The 14,902-nt window shown below is 67.4% G+C and carries 12 protein-coding genes; 6 read left to right on the top strand and 6 right to left on the bottom strand.

Annotated elements, in window-relative coordinates; genetic code table 11:
- Positions 1–20 precede the first annotated feature (20 nt).
- A complete protein-coding gene (locus GM656_RS09930) occupies positions 21–1,598 on the top strand; it encodes a DNA-directed DNA polymerase II small subunit (protein WP_162413507.1) in 1,578 nt (525 codons plus the stop codon).
- 67 nt (positions 1,599–1,665) lie between these two features.
- On the opposite strand, the gene GM656_RS09925 is transcribed toward GM656_RS09930, so the two are convergent.
- The gene (locus GM656_RS09925; protein WP_162413506.1) at positions 1,666–3,099 is read right to left on the bottom strand and encodes a receiver/sensor box histidine kinase; all 1,434 of its coding nucleotides are present in this window, start codon (positions 3,097–3,099) and stop codon (positions 1,666–1,668) included.
- Positions 3,100–3,270: 171 nt separating this feature from the next.
- Here GM656_RS09925 and GM656_RS09920 point away from each other — a divergent pair, with 171 nt between their 5' ends.
- Positions 3,271–4,569, top strand: a complete 1,299-nt coding sequence (locus GM656_RS09920) for an O-acetylhomoserine aminocarboxypropyltransferase/cysteine synthase family protein (protein WP_162413505.1) — start codon at positions 3,271–3,273, stop codon at positions 4,567–4,569.
- 370 nt (positions 4,570–4,939) lie between these two features.
- On the opposite strand, the gene serB is transcribed toward GM656_RS09920, so the two are convergent.
- Both serB and GM656_RS09910 read right to left on the bottom strand, forming a co-directional pair.
- Positions 4,940–5,572 carry a phosphoserine phosphatase SerB gene (gene serB, locus GM656_RS09915; RefSeq protein ID WP_162413504.1) on the bottom strand — a complete coding sequence of 211 codons (633 nt, stop codon included), beginning with the start codon at positions 5,570–5,572 and terminating at the stop codon, positions 4,940–4,942.
- Positions 5,573–5,664: 92 nt separating this feature from the next.
- The gene (locus GM656_RS09910; RefSeq protein ID WP_162413503.1) at positions 5,665–7,842 is read right to left on the bottom strand and encodes an ATP-dependent DNA helicase; all 2,178 of its coding nucleotides are present in this window, start codon (positions 7,840–7,842) and stop codon (positions 5,665–5,667) included.
- A 76-nt stretch (positions 7,843–7,918) separates the two neighbouring features.
- On the opposite strand from GM656_RS09910, the gene GM656_RS09905 reads away from it, so the two are divergent.
- Positions 7,919–8,671, top strand: a complete 753-nt coding sequence (locus GM656_RS09905; protein ID WP_162413502.1) for a hypothetical protein — start codon at positions 7,919–7,921, stop codon at positions 8,669–8,671.
- On the opposite strand, the gene GM656_RS09900 is transcribed toward GM656_RS09905, so the two are convergent.
- The gene (locus tag GM656_RS09900; RefSeq protein WP_162413501.1) at positions 8,650–9,621 is read right to left on the bottom strand and encodes a cation diffusion facilitator family transporter; all 972 of its coding nucleotides are present in this window, start codon (positions 9,619–9,621) and stop codon (positions 8,650–8,652) included. The genes GM656_RS09905 and GM656_RS09900 overlap by 22 nt on opposite strands.
- Positions 9,622–9,687: 66 nt before the next feature.
- Here GM656_RS09900 and GM656_RS09895 point away from each other — a divergent pair, with 66 nt between their 5' ends.
- Entirely contained in the window at positions 9,688–10,197 is a 510-nt protein-coding gene (locus GM656_RS09895; protein WP_162413500.1) for a metallophosphoesterase, read from the top strand.
- 36 nt (positions 10,198–10,233) lie between these two features.
- Here GM656_RS09895 and GM656_RS09890 read toward each other — a convergent pair whose 3' ends face one another.
- Positions 10,234–10,908, bottom strand: a complete 675-nt coding sequence (locus GM656_RS09890) for an ArsR/SmtB family transcription factor (protein WP_162413499.1) — start codon at positions 10,906–10,908, stop codon at positions 10,234–10,236.
- A gap of 161 nt (positions 10,909–11,069) precedes the next feature.
- Here GM656_RS09890 and GM656_RS19505 point away from each other — a divergent pair, with 161 nt between their 5' ends.
- Together GM656_RS19505 and GM656_RS09885 are read left to right on the top strand one after the other, a co-directional pair.
- Positions 11,070–11,195 carry a DUF7859 family protein gene (locus GM656_RS19505; RefSeq protein WP_277815050.1) on the top strand — a complete coding sequence of 42 codons (126 nt, stop codon included), beginning with the start codon at positions 11,070–11,072 and terminating at the stop codon, positions 11,193–11,195.
- A 43-nt stretch (positions 11,196–11,238) separates the two neighbouring features.
- On the top strand, positions 11,239–12,330 hold the full coding sequence (locus tag GM656_RS09885; protein ID WP_162413498.1) for an aminopeptidase: 1,092 nt from the start codon (positions 11,239–11,241) through the stop codon (positions 12,328–12,330).
- A 21-nt stretch (positions 12,331–12,351) separates the two neighbouring features.
- Here GM656_RS09885 and GM656_RS09880 read toward each other — a convergent pair whose 3' ends face one another.
- On the bottom strand, positions 12,352–14,745 hold the full coding sequence (locus tag GM656_RS09880; protein WP_162413497.1) for a methyl-accepting chemotaxis protein: 2,394 nt from the start codon (positions 14,743–14,745) through the stop codon (positions 12,352–12,354).
- Positions 14,746–14,902: the final 157 nt, after the last annotated feature.

The raw sequence follows: 14,902 nt of genomic DNA, 5'->3' as shown, positions 1-14,902 counted from the left end.
GCGGACGCGGAGTGTCGAACGTGCCTCTGGAGACGCCGGCACGCATCGTCAGCGAACTCGCGAGCCGCGGCTACAACGCCGAACGGGAGGCGGTGACACGCATCGCCGACGCGCCGGACCCCGCGGCGACGCTGGACCGCGCACTCGAAACCGTCCCCGACGACGCGCTGAAGCTGACGACGGACCACGTCGATTCTGTTATCGAAGCAACAGAAACGGCGCGGAGCGACCCGAAAGCCGAATCCGGCTCGACGCCGGCGTCTCAGGCTGACGCGGCCGCATCGGCCGACCACGACCCCTCTGTTTCGACTGGAACGACCCCGGGCTCGTCGGCCGTCGAGGGTGGGACCGTTCCACACGAAACGGAGGGGTCTCGGGACGTCGACACCTCCCTTCGCGCCATCGAAGTCGCGAACGACATGACCGGTCAGTCGACCGGGACCGGCGAGTACTCGGACTTCGTCACGGTGTTTCGCGACCGCTACGAGAAATTGGCGAGCAAGCTCCGAGGGCGGGTGAACCATCGACCGACCGACGCCATCGAGAGCATGGCCGGCGGCAGCGAGGCCGCCCTCATCGGCATGGTCTCGGACATCCGCTCGACGGCCAGCGGCCACTGGCTGGTCGAACTCGAAGACACGAACGGGACGTTCCCGTGTCTCGTGATGAAAGACCGCCCCATCGCGGACCTCGTCCAGCAGTTACTCATGGACGAGGTCATCGCCGTCGAGGGGACGCTGGCCGACGACGCCGGCATCCTCTTCGTCGACTCGCTGCACTTCCCGGACGTTCCCCGAACCCACAAGCCCTCGACGGCAGACCGACACGTCCAGGCGGCGCTCATCTCCGACGTGCACGTCGGGAGCCAGGAGTTCATGGAGGACGCCTGGCGCCGCTTCACCGACTGGCTCCACACCCCTGAAGCCGAACACGTCGAGTACCTGCTCATCGCCGGCGACATGGTGGAGGGCGTCGGCGTCTACCCCGAGCAGGACAAGGAACTGGACATCATCGACATCTACGACCAGTACGAGGCCTTCTCGGAGTACCTGAAGGAGGTGCCCGGTGACATGGAGATTCGGATGATTCCGGGCAACCACGACGCCGTCCGGCTGGCCGAGCCCCAGCCCGGGTTCGACGAGGAACTGCGGGACATCATGACTGCCCACGACGCGCAAGTCCACTCGAACCCCGCCCTGATCACCGTCGAGGGCGTCACCGTACTGATGTACCACGGCGTCTCGCTGGACGAGGTCATCGCCGAGCTCCCCGACGAGGAGGCGAACTACGACGAGCCGCACAAGGCGATGTACCAGCTTCTGAAGAAGCGTCACGTCGCTCCCCAGTACGGTGGCCACACCCGACTGGCTCCGGAGGACCGCGACTACCTCGTCATGGAGGAGGTCCCCGACGTGTTCCACACCGGTCACGTCCACAAGATCGGCTGGGGCGAGTACCACAACGTCCTCGCGCTCAACTCCGGCTGCTGGCAGGCCCAGACCGACTTCCAGAAGAGCGTCAACATCGATCCCGACGCCGGGTTCGCTCCCATCCTCGACCTCGACACGCTGGACATGACCGTTCGGAAGTTCACCTGACCGGCGCGTCCGGGAGGTCGCGTCGCAGCACGCGGAGCGGCGACCGCCTCCGAGACAGGGACCTGCCTCAGGCCGCCCCGCCGGTCCTGAACTCGAACTGCGCCCCGCCGTCCTCGCTTTCGGTTACGTCGACCGACCAGCCGTGGGCCGTGGCGATGGTCCGGACGATGTTGAGCCCGAATCCGCCGTCCGCCATCGAGAACTCCTCTTCGAAGAGCGATTCCCGCTCTGACTCCGGGATTCCGGGCCCGTCGTCGGCGACGAAGAAGCCGTCGTCGAGCGAGCCGACGGTGACGGTCACGTCGGCGTGGGCGTGGTCGACGCTGTTGCGAAAGAGGTTCTCGAACAGCTGCTTGAGCCGCGTCTCGTCGGCGTCGACCGTCTCGATGTCGCCGGCGACCGAGAGGCTCGCCTCGCGCGTCTCGCTCGTCAACCACGCCTCCCGGGCGGCTTCGTCGACCGAGACCTCGTTCGTCTCCCCGACGAGCTTCCCCTGTCGCGCGAGCGTCAGGACGTTCTCGACCAGTCGCTCCATCCGCTCGAGGGCGTTCTCCGCCACCGCCAGGTGGCTCGATTCGTCGTCTCGCTCTCGTCTGGTGAGTTCGATCCTGCCGGCGGCGACGCTCAGCGGGTTCCGCAAGTCGTGGCTGAGGACGCTGGCGAACTTGTCGAGGCGCTCGTTCTGGCGCTCCAGTTCCCGCTGGTACTCCTTGCGCTCGGTCACGTCGCGGAGCGCAGTGACGGTCCCGGCGAACTCTCCGTCTTCGGGCGGGAGGAGCGCGAAGTGAACGTCGAACAGGCGCTGGTCTCCCGGCTCGGTACGGATGGGAACAGCGCTCATCTGCGCCGTGTCGATGTCGTTCGACGGCGAGAGGAGATCGCGGACCTCGTCGTCGTAAGCCTGCGAAAACCACGGTGGGAGGTGGCCGGACTCGATGAGCCCCCGGTACGGCGTCCCGACGAGTTCCTCGGGGGTCCGTCCCACCGTCGACGCGAACGCCTCGTTGACCCACAGAAACGTCCCTTCCTCGTCGAGGACGTGGATGCCGATGGGGGCCGTCTCGATCAGGCTCTCGCGGAGTTCGAGGTCCGCCGCGCGCGTCTCGTCCCCCTCGTAGTTGCGGTCAGTCCCGCCGATGACCGCGCTGACGGCCTCGGTGACCGCTTGCTCCAGATCCTCGTCGTCGTCCGCGACGATGTAGCGGTCGATGCCGCCGTTGAGGGCGCGAGCCGCGAGACGCTCGTCACCCTCGAAGGCGACGAACACTGTCCCGGTTTCGGAGCCGGTCACGTCGGCGATGTCGGCCACGTCCAGCGGTCCGGAACGGATCAGGTCGTCGGTGACTACGATGCAGTCGGACTCGTCGTCGGATCGCCACAGCCACTCGGGGTGGTCGCTCCACTGCACGGCGACCGAATCGATATCGCGGAGGATCCGCCCGAGTCCCGCCCGCGTTTCGGAAGCGACGAGAACGACTGTCGCTCCCGACGGTACGTTCATACCACCCATATTACACTACAGGGTCATAACTTTTCGACTGTATAAGGAAACATGACAATACAGGCCAGAATATGTTCGGGATAGCCGGCAGAATCGCCGCTATCTCTCAGCAGTGGCGGGCCTCACCGTTGGGCTCGGGATTAAGCCCCTCCGGGTGTAGCACCCGTACGTATGACGGACGATTCAGACCGCGGCTTCGAGACGGACGCGCTCCACGTCGGACAGGAAGAACCGGACGCCGAGACGCGATCTCGCGCGCCGCCGCTGTACCAGACGACCTCCTACGTCTTCGAGGACGCCGAGGACGCCGCCAAACAGTTCGCGCTGGAGAAGCCCGGGCACATCTACTCGCGGCTGATGAACCCCACAGTCGGGATGCTCCAGGAGCGCCTCGCCGCCCTCGAAGGCGGCGTGGGTGCGGTCGCGACGGCCTCCGGGATGGCGTCGCTGAACCTCGCGACGTTCCTGCTCGCCGACGTGGGCGACAACGTCGTCACCGCCTCGTCGCTGTACGGCGGGACCTACACCTACTACACGCACACTGCGCCGCGAAACGGCGTCGAGACGCGCTTCGTCGACACGCTCGACTACGACGCCTACGCCGCGGCCATCGACGAGGACACCGCATACGTCCACTGCGAGACTATCGGCAACCCCGCGCTCGTGACGCCCGACTTCGAGCGTCTGGCCGAGATCGCCCACGATCACGGCGTCCCGTTCTTCGTGGACAACACCTTCGCGACGCCGTACCTCTGTAACCCCATCGAGAACGGCGCGGACCTGGTCTGGAACTCCACGACGAAGTGGATCCACGGCCACGGCACGACCGTGGGCGGGGTCCTGGTCGACGGCGGTTCGTTCCCGTGGGAGGACCACGCCGAAAAGTACCCCGAAATCGCCGGCGACAACCCCGCCTACCACGGCGTGAACTTCCGCGACCGCTTCGGCGACGCCGCGTTCACCTACGCCGCCATCGCCCGCGGCCTCCGCGACCTCGGCTGTCAACAGTCGCCCTTCGACGCCTGGCAGACGATGCAGGGCCTCGAGACCCTCCCGTCCCGGATGGACCGCCACTGCCGGAACGCGATGACGGTCGCCGAGTTCCTCGACGACCACCCCGAGGTCTCCTGGGTCACCTACCCCGGTCTCGACGACCACGAGACCCACGCGAACGCCAGCGAGTACTTAGACGGCGGCTACGGCGGCATGATCACCTTCGGCCTCGAGGCCGGCTACGACGCCGCCCGGACGACCGTCGAGTCGACCGAGATCGCGTCGCTGCTGGCGAACGTGGGCGACGCGAAGACGCTCATCATCCACCCCGCCTCGACCACCCACCAGCAGCTCACGGACGAGGAGAAGGCCGCCGCCGGCGTCACCGACGACATGGTCCGCCTCTCGGTCGGGACGGAGGCCGTCGAGGACATCACGGCCGACCTCGATCAGGCCATCGGGCAGGCGACGAACTGAAGGGGGCGTCCTCACGCCCGAGTCCGCTCGTTCCGTACCGCTACCGCTCCGTTCCACGCGAAGAGATGTAGCGTATTTACTACCACACGATTTAGCGACTATCTCTGGACAAACGTATCGATACCGCGCAAAATTTTGCCTGTTCAAAACGCTTATGCGGATGGAAGCGTATGTATTCGATGAGCCGGCCGCCGGCGAGCGCGCGTCGGTTCACGCTCAACCATGTCTGTCATTGGTCCGACAACCACCGCTCGCATCCGATAGGGAGCACCGCTCCCGGTTTCGAGGCGTCGCTCTGTCGCGTGTCTGTCAGGTCCGACGACCGTCGACGCCTCGACGTTTTTCGACACGTAGGGACGGCTGTGGTGCGCTACAGAATACCTTCGGCTTCGAGCAGGTCGGACAGTTCCGCCATCGTCTCGACCGTCGCGTCACAGGACGGTGCGACTGCCGGTTTCGGGTCGAAGCCGACCGCCAGGTTCGCGACTTCGAGCATCGGGAGGTCGTTGGCGCCGTCGCCGACGGCCACCGTCGCGTCCCGGTCCTCGCTCGTGACGGCCGTCACGACCTCCAGCGCGTCGTCTTTCGTTCCGGAGATGAGCGGCCCGCGGACCTCGCCGGTGAGTTTCCCGTCCTCGACTGGGAGGCGGTTCGCGACGATGGCGTCGACCGCGACCCCCTCCTTTTCGAGTGCGGCCGCGACGCCGCGCTCGAAGCCGCCGGTGAGGATGGCGACGTAGACGCCGGCGTCCCGGAGCGCTTCGATGACTTCGGCCGCGCCCGGGCGCAGAACGACCTCGTCGAAGGCCGCCTGGGCCTTCTCGTCCGGGAGGTCCTCCAGCAGCGCACAGCGCTGGCGCAGGCTCTCGGCGTACTCGATCTCGTCGTTCATCGCGCGCTCGGTGATGTCGGCCATGTCCTCGGCCGTCCCGTTCTGGCGTCCGAGCAGGACCGTCATCTCCGAGTCGGAGAGCGTCCCGTCGAAGTCGAAGGCGACTAGCATTACCCGCCCGTTTCGCGTGGAGGGTTTCAAACTATCCGGTTTCGGGTCGGCGCCGCGACCGTCGCGTTCGCTCCCGGGGACGCTCGCACCCGCTAGGGTTTCGGCGGCGGCCCGTCGTACGCGCCCATGTCCTGATAGAAGTTCAGCATCGCGAACTTGAGCTTCTCGGGGTCGATGTCGACCATCTCGCGTCGCTCCTCCGGCGGGAAGGTCCCGCGGACGGCGTAGTCGTGCATCTCCATCTCGGCGGCCTCCGTGTAGCGCTTGTCGAGCAAGATGCGCGCGCCGAAGTCGTCGGGCGAGCGGACCACGCGCCCGAGCGCCTGTCTCGTCTTTCGGATGGTCGGAATCTCGACGGCGTAGCGCCAGCCGGCCTCGTCCTCGCCGTCGCCGAAGGCCGCGTCGTAGGCGTCCTGGACGGCGTCCATCCGGTCGTCGAGGTGAGGATAGGGGACGCCGACGACGACCACGGTGCGGGCGTCGTCGCCGTCGTAGCTGACGCCTTCGCCGAGCGTCCCCCACAGCGAGGTGTACAGCACGCCGTCGTCGTCGTCGGTGAACGCCTCGCGGAGGTCCCGAGCCTGCTTGCCGGGTTCGTCGAGGTAGCGCGTCGCGCTCACCGCGACCATGTCGTGGTAGCGTTTCGCCTCGCTGTAGGAGGGACAGAACACGAGCGTGTTTCCGGGGGTGAACCGGACGATATCTTCGAGCGTGCGGGCGATGCGCTGTTGGGTCTCGGGGTTGTCGCGTTCGCTCGAAAAGAGCGCGGGCCCCGAGACCGCGTAGGTCCGGCGGCGCTCCTCGGGGAACTGCGCGCCGTAGGCCATCGTCACCGGGTCGTCGACGCCGACCACGTCCTCGGTCACGTCGAACGGCCGGAGCGTGGCGCTCATCAGCACCGACGCGTGCAGGTCGCCGAACAGGTCGCGGGTGACGTTCTCGGGGATGCAGGTGTACAGCTCGGCGCGGCCGTACACCTCGTCGGTGGCGTCGTCGCGGCGGACGCTGACCACCGGGTACTGGCCCGACTCGTCGGACTCTTCGAGCCAGTCCGAGACGAACGCCGCGGCCTGGAGGGTCTGACACTCCTTTCTGGTGTCGAGGTCGCCCTCCTTGAACGCCTCCAGGTAGCGCTCGTCGAGGTCTCGGCCGAGCGACAGCGCGAGGTCCAGTTCCTCGTGGAACCCGGGCCCGCTGTACCCCTGCAGGAACGCGAGCGTCAGGTCGTCGCGCCGGTCGTCGTTGGCGATGGTCACGTCCTCCCAGTGTTCGTCGACGGCCTCGCGGTCGCCGAAGCCGAAGGCGTCCTCGTATGTCTCGACGAGCGCGTCCCGGAAGGTCGCGAGGACGTTGGCCGCGCTCTCGGCCCGCTCGTCGTCCTCGGCGTCGAGTTCGTCGAGCGCCTGGTCGAGCGTGTTCTCGGTCAGCGTCCGCCGGGCGTGGTCGCGGGCCGCCGACTCGACGTTGTGGGCCTCGTCGAAGACGGCGATGACGTCCTCGGGGTCGCGCCCGATCCAGCGGAAGAACTGCTCGCGGATGGTCGGATCGAGCAGGTGGTGGTAGTTACAGACGACGAGGTCGACGCCGTCCATCCCCTCCTTGAGCAGTTCGTAGCCACAGAGTCCCTGCTCGTGGGCGTACTCGTACACGTCGTCGGGGGTCCGCACGTCGTCGAACAGCCACCCGTAGAACTCGCTGGTGTCGGCGGTGAGGTTCCGGTAGTAGTGGTCGCAGGTCGAGCGCTCGCGCTGGATCTCCTCGCGCTCGTCCTGGAGGTCGCGCAGTTCCTCGACGACGGCGTTTCGGGCCTCCATCGCCTCGCTGCTGCCGGCCTGGCCGTCTTCGAGGAGTTCGCCCTCGCGCTGTTCGAGTTCGGCGATGTCGCTCTCGACCTCGACGAGGTCCCGCGTCGTGTCACGCAGGGCCTGGCACTCCTCGTAGTCCACGTCGATGTGACACATCGAGCCCTTGCCGCGGAAGACCACGGCCCTGAGGCGCTCCTGGTCCGTGATCGCTCTGGCGTCCTCGACGAACTGACGCATCTGCTGGTGGACGTTCGTCGTGATGACGACGGTCTTGCCCGTCTCGCGGGCGTGTTCGAGCGCCGGGACGAGCGACGCGAGCGTCTTGCCGGTCCCGCAGGCCCCCTCGAACAGCACGTCTCGACCATCCTCGAGCGCGTCGTAGATTGTCCCCATCGCCTCGCGCTGGTGGTCGTACGGCTCTTCGAAGGGGAAAAAGCGCAGGTAGCCGTCGTCGGTCGTCGCCACGGGCCACGATTGGCCGTTCACCGGCAAAAGGGTTCGCCCCCACAGGTACTTGCCGTCAGCGGCCGTCGGTCAGGGCATGTGGCGGGCCACGCTCGTCGTCGCCGTCGCGGTCCTCGCGGGCTGTGCCGGACTCGTCCCGAGCGGTGCGACGGCGAGCGACCGCGCGACGGTCACGCCGGCCCCGGTCCCGACCGACTCGGACGACGTATCGGTCTCCGTCCCCGCCACCAACGGCACGGTCGACGCGGCGCGACTGCTGGAACGCCACCACCTGACGCTCGAATCACGGAGCTACCACCGCCACGTCGAGCGCGCCGGCCCGCAGAACACGCTCGACGTGTGGGTCGACCGCGACGCCGGCGTCCAGCGCGTCCGCCAGCGATTCGGCCCGCTGACCGACGACGGCGTCATCGCCGACGGGACGCTGTACGTCAACGTCCGCGACGACCCCGACACGCCGTTCGTCGCGCGATCCGTCCCCGCGAACGCGTCGCTCGTCGACTCGCCCACGGGCGTCGCCCTCTATCGGCACCTCTTCGCCGGCGGGACGTACCGGCAGGTCGACACGGTCTCCCGGAACGGCAGCCCGGTCGCCGTCCTCGTGGCGACAGAGACCACCCGAACGCGGCCCGGCGAGAACGCGTCCCGCGTCGTCGAGTCGCGCGTGTACGTCGACGAACGGGGGGTCATCAGACACGTCACCCACGACGAGCGCCGGCCGGCGAACCGGGACCTCACGCTCGAAGTGACGGTCACCCCCGGCATCGACCGGATTCCGGTTCCGTGGTGGCTTGAGGGAGCCAACCCCTACACTTCGGGCTCGATGTAGACCTTCTTGATGTCCTCGTTGGTGTCTTTGAGCGCCGCCTCGATGGCGCTGATCGCGTCGTCCACCGACTCCGTGTCGAGAGCGGGGTCGAGGGCCACGTCGGCCGAGACGATGACCTCGTTCGGCCCGAAGTACACCGTCCGGAAGTCGATGATGCTCGCTACGTGGTCCTGTTCGGTGACGACGGCTCGGAGCCGCCGTTCCTCGTCCTGCGGGAGGCTCTCGCCCAGGAGCAGGCGCTTGTTCTCCCAGGCCAGCGCCAGCGCGAACCCCATCAGCATGATGCCGATGAGGAGGGCGGAGACGCGGTCGAAGAACGGGTTCCCGGTCTGCTGTTCGAGGAACAGGCCGACCAGCGCGATGACGATCCCCGCAAGCGCGATGGTGTCTTCGGTTAGCGCCGTCAGCGTCGTCACGTCGCTCGTCTTGCGGAACGCCTCCCGGTAGCCCGACCAGTCGTTGCGGTCGATCTGGCGTTTCATCTCCGCCCGGGCTTTCACGAGGGCGTACGTCTCGAAGGCGAACGCGCCGAGCAGGACGGTGTAGTTGACCCACAGCGGGTCGAGCCAGGCGGGCGGCGTAAAGGAGAAGAAGAGGAACTCGACGGCCTCACCGGCGTGTCCCCCGCCGCCGTGACCGCCGGCCGTGAGTTCGCTCCAGCCGTGCTTCGCGCTCTCCCACCCGGCGATGCCGAACAGGAACACGGAGACCAGGAAACTGTAGAAGAACTGGGCCTTGCCGTATCCGAACGGGTGTTTCCGGTCGCGGTCGCGGCCGCTGAACCGGATGCCGATGAGGAGAAACACCTGGTTTCCGGTGTCCGAGATGCTGTGGTACGTCTCCGACAGCATCGCGGCGCTGCCGGTCAGGAGGAAGCCGAAGAACTTCAGGATGGCAATCGCACCGTTCGCGATCAGGGCGGCGATGACGACTGATTTACTGCCTGCCATTATTTTTCCGTCACGACCACAACGCAAAATGTTTCTGGATTTATAGCTGGCACCACAACGCCCCGTATGCTCACCGTCATCTCTGACACGCACGGGACCGACGGCCACCGGCTGGCCGGGCGGACGCTCGACGCCGTCCGCGAGGCCGACCACGTCGTCCACGCCGGCGACTTCACGACGGAAGCGGTTCTCGACGCCGTCGAGGCCGAGTGTGACCGATTCACCGGCGTGATCGGGAACAACGACTCGCCGGCGGTCCGCGACCGCCTCCCCGACGTGGCGACGCTGTCGTGGTCGGGCCTGCGGGTCGTCGTCGCCCACGGACACGAACACACGGAGACGTCGCTGAGCCTGCTGGCCCGACAGGAAGACGCCGACGTGGTCGTCGTGGGCCACTCGCACAACCCGACGGTCACCGAGTTCGGCGGGTGGACGCTGGTCAACCCCGGGAGCTACGCCGACCCGCGACGCTACCGGCCGGCGCACGCGGAACTCACGACGGACGCGGGCGCGGTCCGGATCCGCCTTCGCTCACCCGACGGGACGCCGCTCTCGACGACGGTCGTCGAACGCTGAAAGCTCCGAAAAACGCGGCCGGCTCCGATTCTCTCCTCACTGACGCACGTACCACAGCGCGGCCATCCCGGCGAGGACGAACGCGCCCCCGGCGAAGAAGGCAAGCCCCGGCGGAATCACGGCGGACGCGGCCTCGGCACCACCTTGGGCGGCGGTGTCGAACACCCCGGCGGCCGTCTCGAACCCGCCGTCGGCGGCGGTCCCGTTGTCGACGTAGAGGCTCGGGTCGCGGCCGGCCGTGTCCGCGCTGCCGGAGGAGACCGTCGGCCCGCCGAACAGCGAGTTCCCGAACACCTGCTGGACGAGCAGGCTGGCGAACCCGATGATGGCGAGTCCGCCGATGAGGTTCGCGAGCGCCGCCCGCAGTCCCGAAGTCTCCTGCTCGTCCCCGGCGCAGATGACGAGCGGCTGGTTCGCCGGCGCGAACACGTCCATCTCGCGGCCCTTCTCGGAGTACGCCGTGTCGACCACCTCGACCGCGCCGGCGTTCTTGAGCTTCTTGAGGTGGTACTGTGCGTTCTGGAGCGACGTGTCGACGCGGTCGGCCAACTCTGAAGGCGGCGCTGGCTCCTTGTTCAGTTCCGAGAGCAGATTTCGGGCCGTCTCTGCCGAGAGCGCCGACAGCACGTCGTCCGCGTCGTCACTGTCGACACCGATGACTCGGGGTTCGGCGTCCGGGGTCGCCGGGTCCCGAGAAGGCAGCAGCGACATGATAATCTGTATGTTCTATGGGATTATGAGTCTTTGCCAATGCACAGTCGTCATTGTAGCTATCGCTCAAACCGGGATTTTACACTTCGATTTCGCCCGTTTCAGGGCCGGAAACGCCAGCCCCCGAAAGGACTTTGAGCGCCGCTCGACAAGCCGCCGGTATGGAAAACTGGCTCATGTACGGGGTCCTCGCCGCCGTCCTCCTGTTCTTCTTTTTCATGTACCTGATGCTGCGCCGGACGTTTCAGGGGTTCAAAGAGGGGTTCCAACAGAGCAAGAAGAAGTAGCCGGGAGGGTAACGGGTAAGGCCCGCCGGCGGCCCCTAGCGGTATGGACCCGCGCATCCGCGAACACGCAGAGGTCATCGTCGACCACTCCATCGACCTGAGCGAGGGCGACAACATCGTCATCGACGCCCACCCCGTCGCCGAGGACCTCGTCGTCGCGCTCCACGAGTTCGCCGCCGACCGCGGCGCGAACCCGCTTGTCGTCCAGGACCGCCTCGGCGAGCGGTTCCGCCGCGCGTTCCTGCGGAACCGCGAGGAGTTCGAGACGCCCAGCCACGTCGAGGCGCTGTACGAAGAGATGGACGCCTATATCGCGATCAAGGGCAGCGAGAACGTCACGGAGACGAGCGACGTGGACCCCGAGGTCACGGCGGCCTACCAGCAGGCCCAGCAGCCGCTTCTCACCGAGCGCCTCTCGAAGACCTGGTGTCTCACGCAGTACCCCGCGCCGGCCAACGCCCAGCTCGCCCAGACCTCCACCGAGGGCTACGAGAACTTCGTCTGGGACGCCGTCCTCAAGGACTGGGACGCGGTTCGGGAACACCAGTCCCAGATGGTAGACATCCTCGACCCCGCCGAGGAGGTCCGCATCGTCTCGGGCGAGACGACCGACGTGACGATGTCCGTCGCCGGCAACCGCACGCTCAACGACTACGGCGAGAAGAACCTCCCCGGCGGCGAGGTGTTCACCGCGCCGGTCGCCGACAGCGTCGAAGGCGAAGTGCTGTTCGACAAGCCGCTGTACCACCAGGGCCGGGAGGTGACCGACGTGGCCCTCGAGTTCGCGGACGGCGAGGTCGTCGAGTACAGTGCCGGCAAGAACGAGGACCTGCTCGGCGAGGTGCTCTCGACCGACGACGGCGCGAGCCGACTGGGCGAACTCGGTATCGGGATGAACCGCGACATCGACCAGTTCACCTACAACATGCTGTTCGACGAGAAGATGGGAGACACCGTTCACATGGCGGTAGGGAGGGCTTACGAGGAGACCGTGGGCGAGGACAACGAGCGAAACGAGTCCGCCGTCCACGTCGACATGATCGTCGACATGAGCGAGGAGTCGTTCATCGAGGTGGACGGCGAGGTGGTTCAACGGAACGGAACGTTCCGGTTCGAAGACGGGTTCGAGGGCTGAGCCGTAGCCACAACGGATTTCTCAGTCGTCGCCCGCCGACTCCACTTCTTCGCGGTCGTCGCCCGCCGACTCCACTTCTTCGCGGTCGTCGCCCGCCGCGTCGAACACGTCTGTATCACGTTCGCCGGCGGCCGTGCCGCCCTCAACGGTGAACGTTTCCAGCGCCGTCCCCAGTTCGCTCGCCCGGTCCGAGAGCTCCGTGACGGAGGCATCGACGCTGTCGACGGCCGCGACCTGCTCGGTCGTCGCGTCGGCGACGGCCGTCGCCTCGGCCGCCGTGTCGTCGCTGATGTCGCCGACCGCCTCGACCATCGAGACGACCTCCTGCGTGGACTCGGCCTGCTCGTCCGTGGCGCGGTCGATCTCGCGCATCCCGGTAGTCGCGTCCTCGATGTCGTCGACGATGCCGTCGAACGCGTCCAGGGCTTCGCCGACGGTCTCGGTCCCGGTATCGACCTTCGACTGCGTCGCGTGCATCTCGTCGACGGTGCGCTCGACCTGGTCGCGCATCTCGACGATGGCGGTCTCGATGTCGTCGGTGGCCGCGACGGTCTCGTCGGCGAGCGTCTTCACCTCGTCGGCGACGACGGCGAACCCGTCGCCCTCGCCGCCGCTGCCGGCGCGGGCGGCCTCGATGTTGGCGTTCAGCGCGAGCATCGTCGTCTGGTCGGCGATATCCGTGATGAGGTCGGTGACGGACTCGATCTCGCCCATCAGCGCGTCGAGTTCTTCGACCTGCGTGACGGTCCGGTCGGTCGAGGCCTCGATCTCGTCGAGCGCCGTGGCCGCGCGTGCGGCCGCGTCTCGACCGCTCCGCGACCGGTCGAGCGCCCCGTCGGCCCTGTTTCGAACGGTGTCGGCGGCGGCGGACACCTCCTCGACGGTGGCGGAGAGGTCCTCCAGTTCGGCCCAGACGGTTTCGAGCTTCGCGGACTGCGTCTCCGCGCCGTCGGCCATCTCCGCGGCCGAGTCCTTGACGCTGGCGCTGCGGTCCTGCACCGCGGCGACGTTCTCAGAGACCGCAACGCTTGCACTCTCGACGGACTCGCTGAACGACCGGACCTCGCGGATGGTGCCCTCCCACTCGTCGAGCAGGTCGTTGTACGCCGTCGCGATGCGGGACATCGACTCGGCCTCGGCGTCCGTCGCCATCCGCACCGTCAGGTCGCCGTCGGCGCAGGCGGCCATGACCTCGGCGTAGTCGTCGGCGCGGGCCTGGAGGCGCTCCGTGCGCTCCTCAGCGGCCTCGCGGGCTTTCTCGGCCTCCCGCGTCGCCGTTTCGGCCTCGCTTCGGGCGGACTCGGCGGTCTCTCTGGCCCGCTCGGCGTCGGTGATCTGCTCGCGGAGGGACCGGCGCATCTCGTCGAAGGCGTCGAACAGTCGCCCGACCTCGTCGGACCGGGACGTGTCGAGCGTCACGTCGAGGTCGCCGGCTCGCATCTCGTCGGCCGTCTCGGCGAGGTCTGAGAGGGCCGTCGCCGAGCGCTTGCTCATCGCGATGGTCACCCCACCCAGGACGACCACCGCGGACGCGAGCGTCAGGAGGAGGCTGGTCGCGATCTGGTTCCGGAGGGCGTAGGCGCTCGCCGCCGGCACCTGCGTCACGACCGTCCAGCGGACGCTGTCGAGGGGCGAGTAGCCGTACACCGTCCCCGATGACTGCCTGAAGCCGCTGTCGTCTTCCGTGACCGCCGCGGCCGTCTCCGGGGAAACGCCGTCTCCGACGACGGCCGCGCCGTCCGGTCCGAGGATCGTCGTCTCGCTGTCGGCCAGCGACCCCCGGAACGCCCCGGTGCGGGCCGAGAGATTCGCCTCGACGACGACGAGATGTTCCGTGTTCTGCGGGGCGGAGCTGACGAACGCCAGGACGCTGTCGTTGGTCACCGGCGACCGGTAGGGCTCTTCGGGGACGACGACTGTCTCCGACGTGTCGGTCTCGGCGTCGATGGCACCCATCTCCGAGCCCCACGGGACGCCGAGGGCCGCCAGTGACTCGCCGCGGACCCCGCTGGCGGTGCTCGCCTCGACCGTCCCGTCGGACGCCTGCACGTAGTGGACGGCGACGAACTCCGACGTGAGGTCGTTCGATTCGAGCAGGAGATAGTCCCTGATGACGTTCGGCTGCCCGTTCTGGAACTCCTTGACCGACGAGAGCGTGCGGGTCTGCCGGCGGAAGCCGTCGACCCAGTTGTCGAGGCCGTCGGCCTGCAACTGTGCGGTCGAGACGACCTGTGACTCCACGCGCCGGTCGAGCGTCTGCGTCGTGTCGGTGTAGAACACCGCTCCGATCCCACCGGCGACCAGTACCGCCACCAGCACCGCGGCCGCGAACTTCCGGACGAACCTGCCTCGCACGGCGTCGGGGACGAGACGGGCGATCCGGGGTCGGTCCGGGCGGAAATCTCGGCTCACCATTCGTCCGCCGGTTTCCAGTTATCGTACAAAAAACTACGAGATATATAGGGTTATTGACAGGGAAATAGACGAACGGACTGACCGATATTTCCGGAGAAAGCGGTCTGAAAGGCGCGTTTTAGAATATCGCACCTGTCCCCTTACTGACTGAATCCCC

This window comes from Haloarcula salina (genome assembly GCF_010119195.1).
In the GTDB taxonomy this organism is placed as follows: Archaea; Halobacteriota; Halobacteria; order Halobacteriales; family Haloarculaceae; genus Haloarcula; species Haloarcula salina.
The sequence above is the reverse complement of the archived record's forward strand: the minus strand, read 5'-3'. Positions and strand labels throughout refer to the sequence as shown.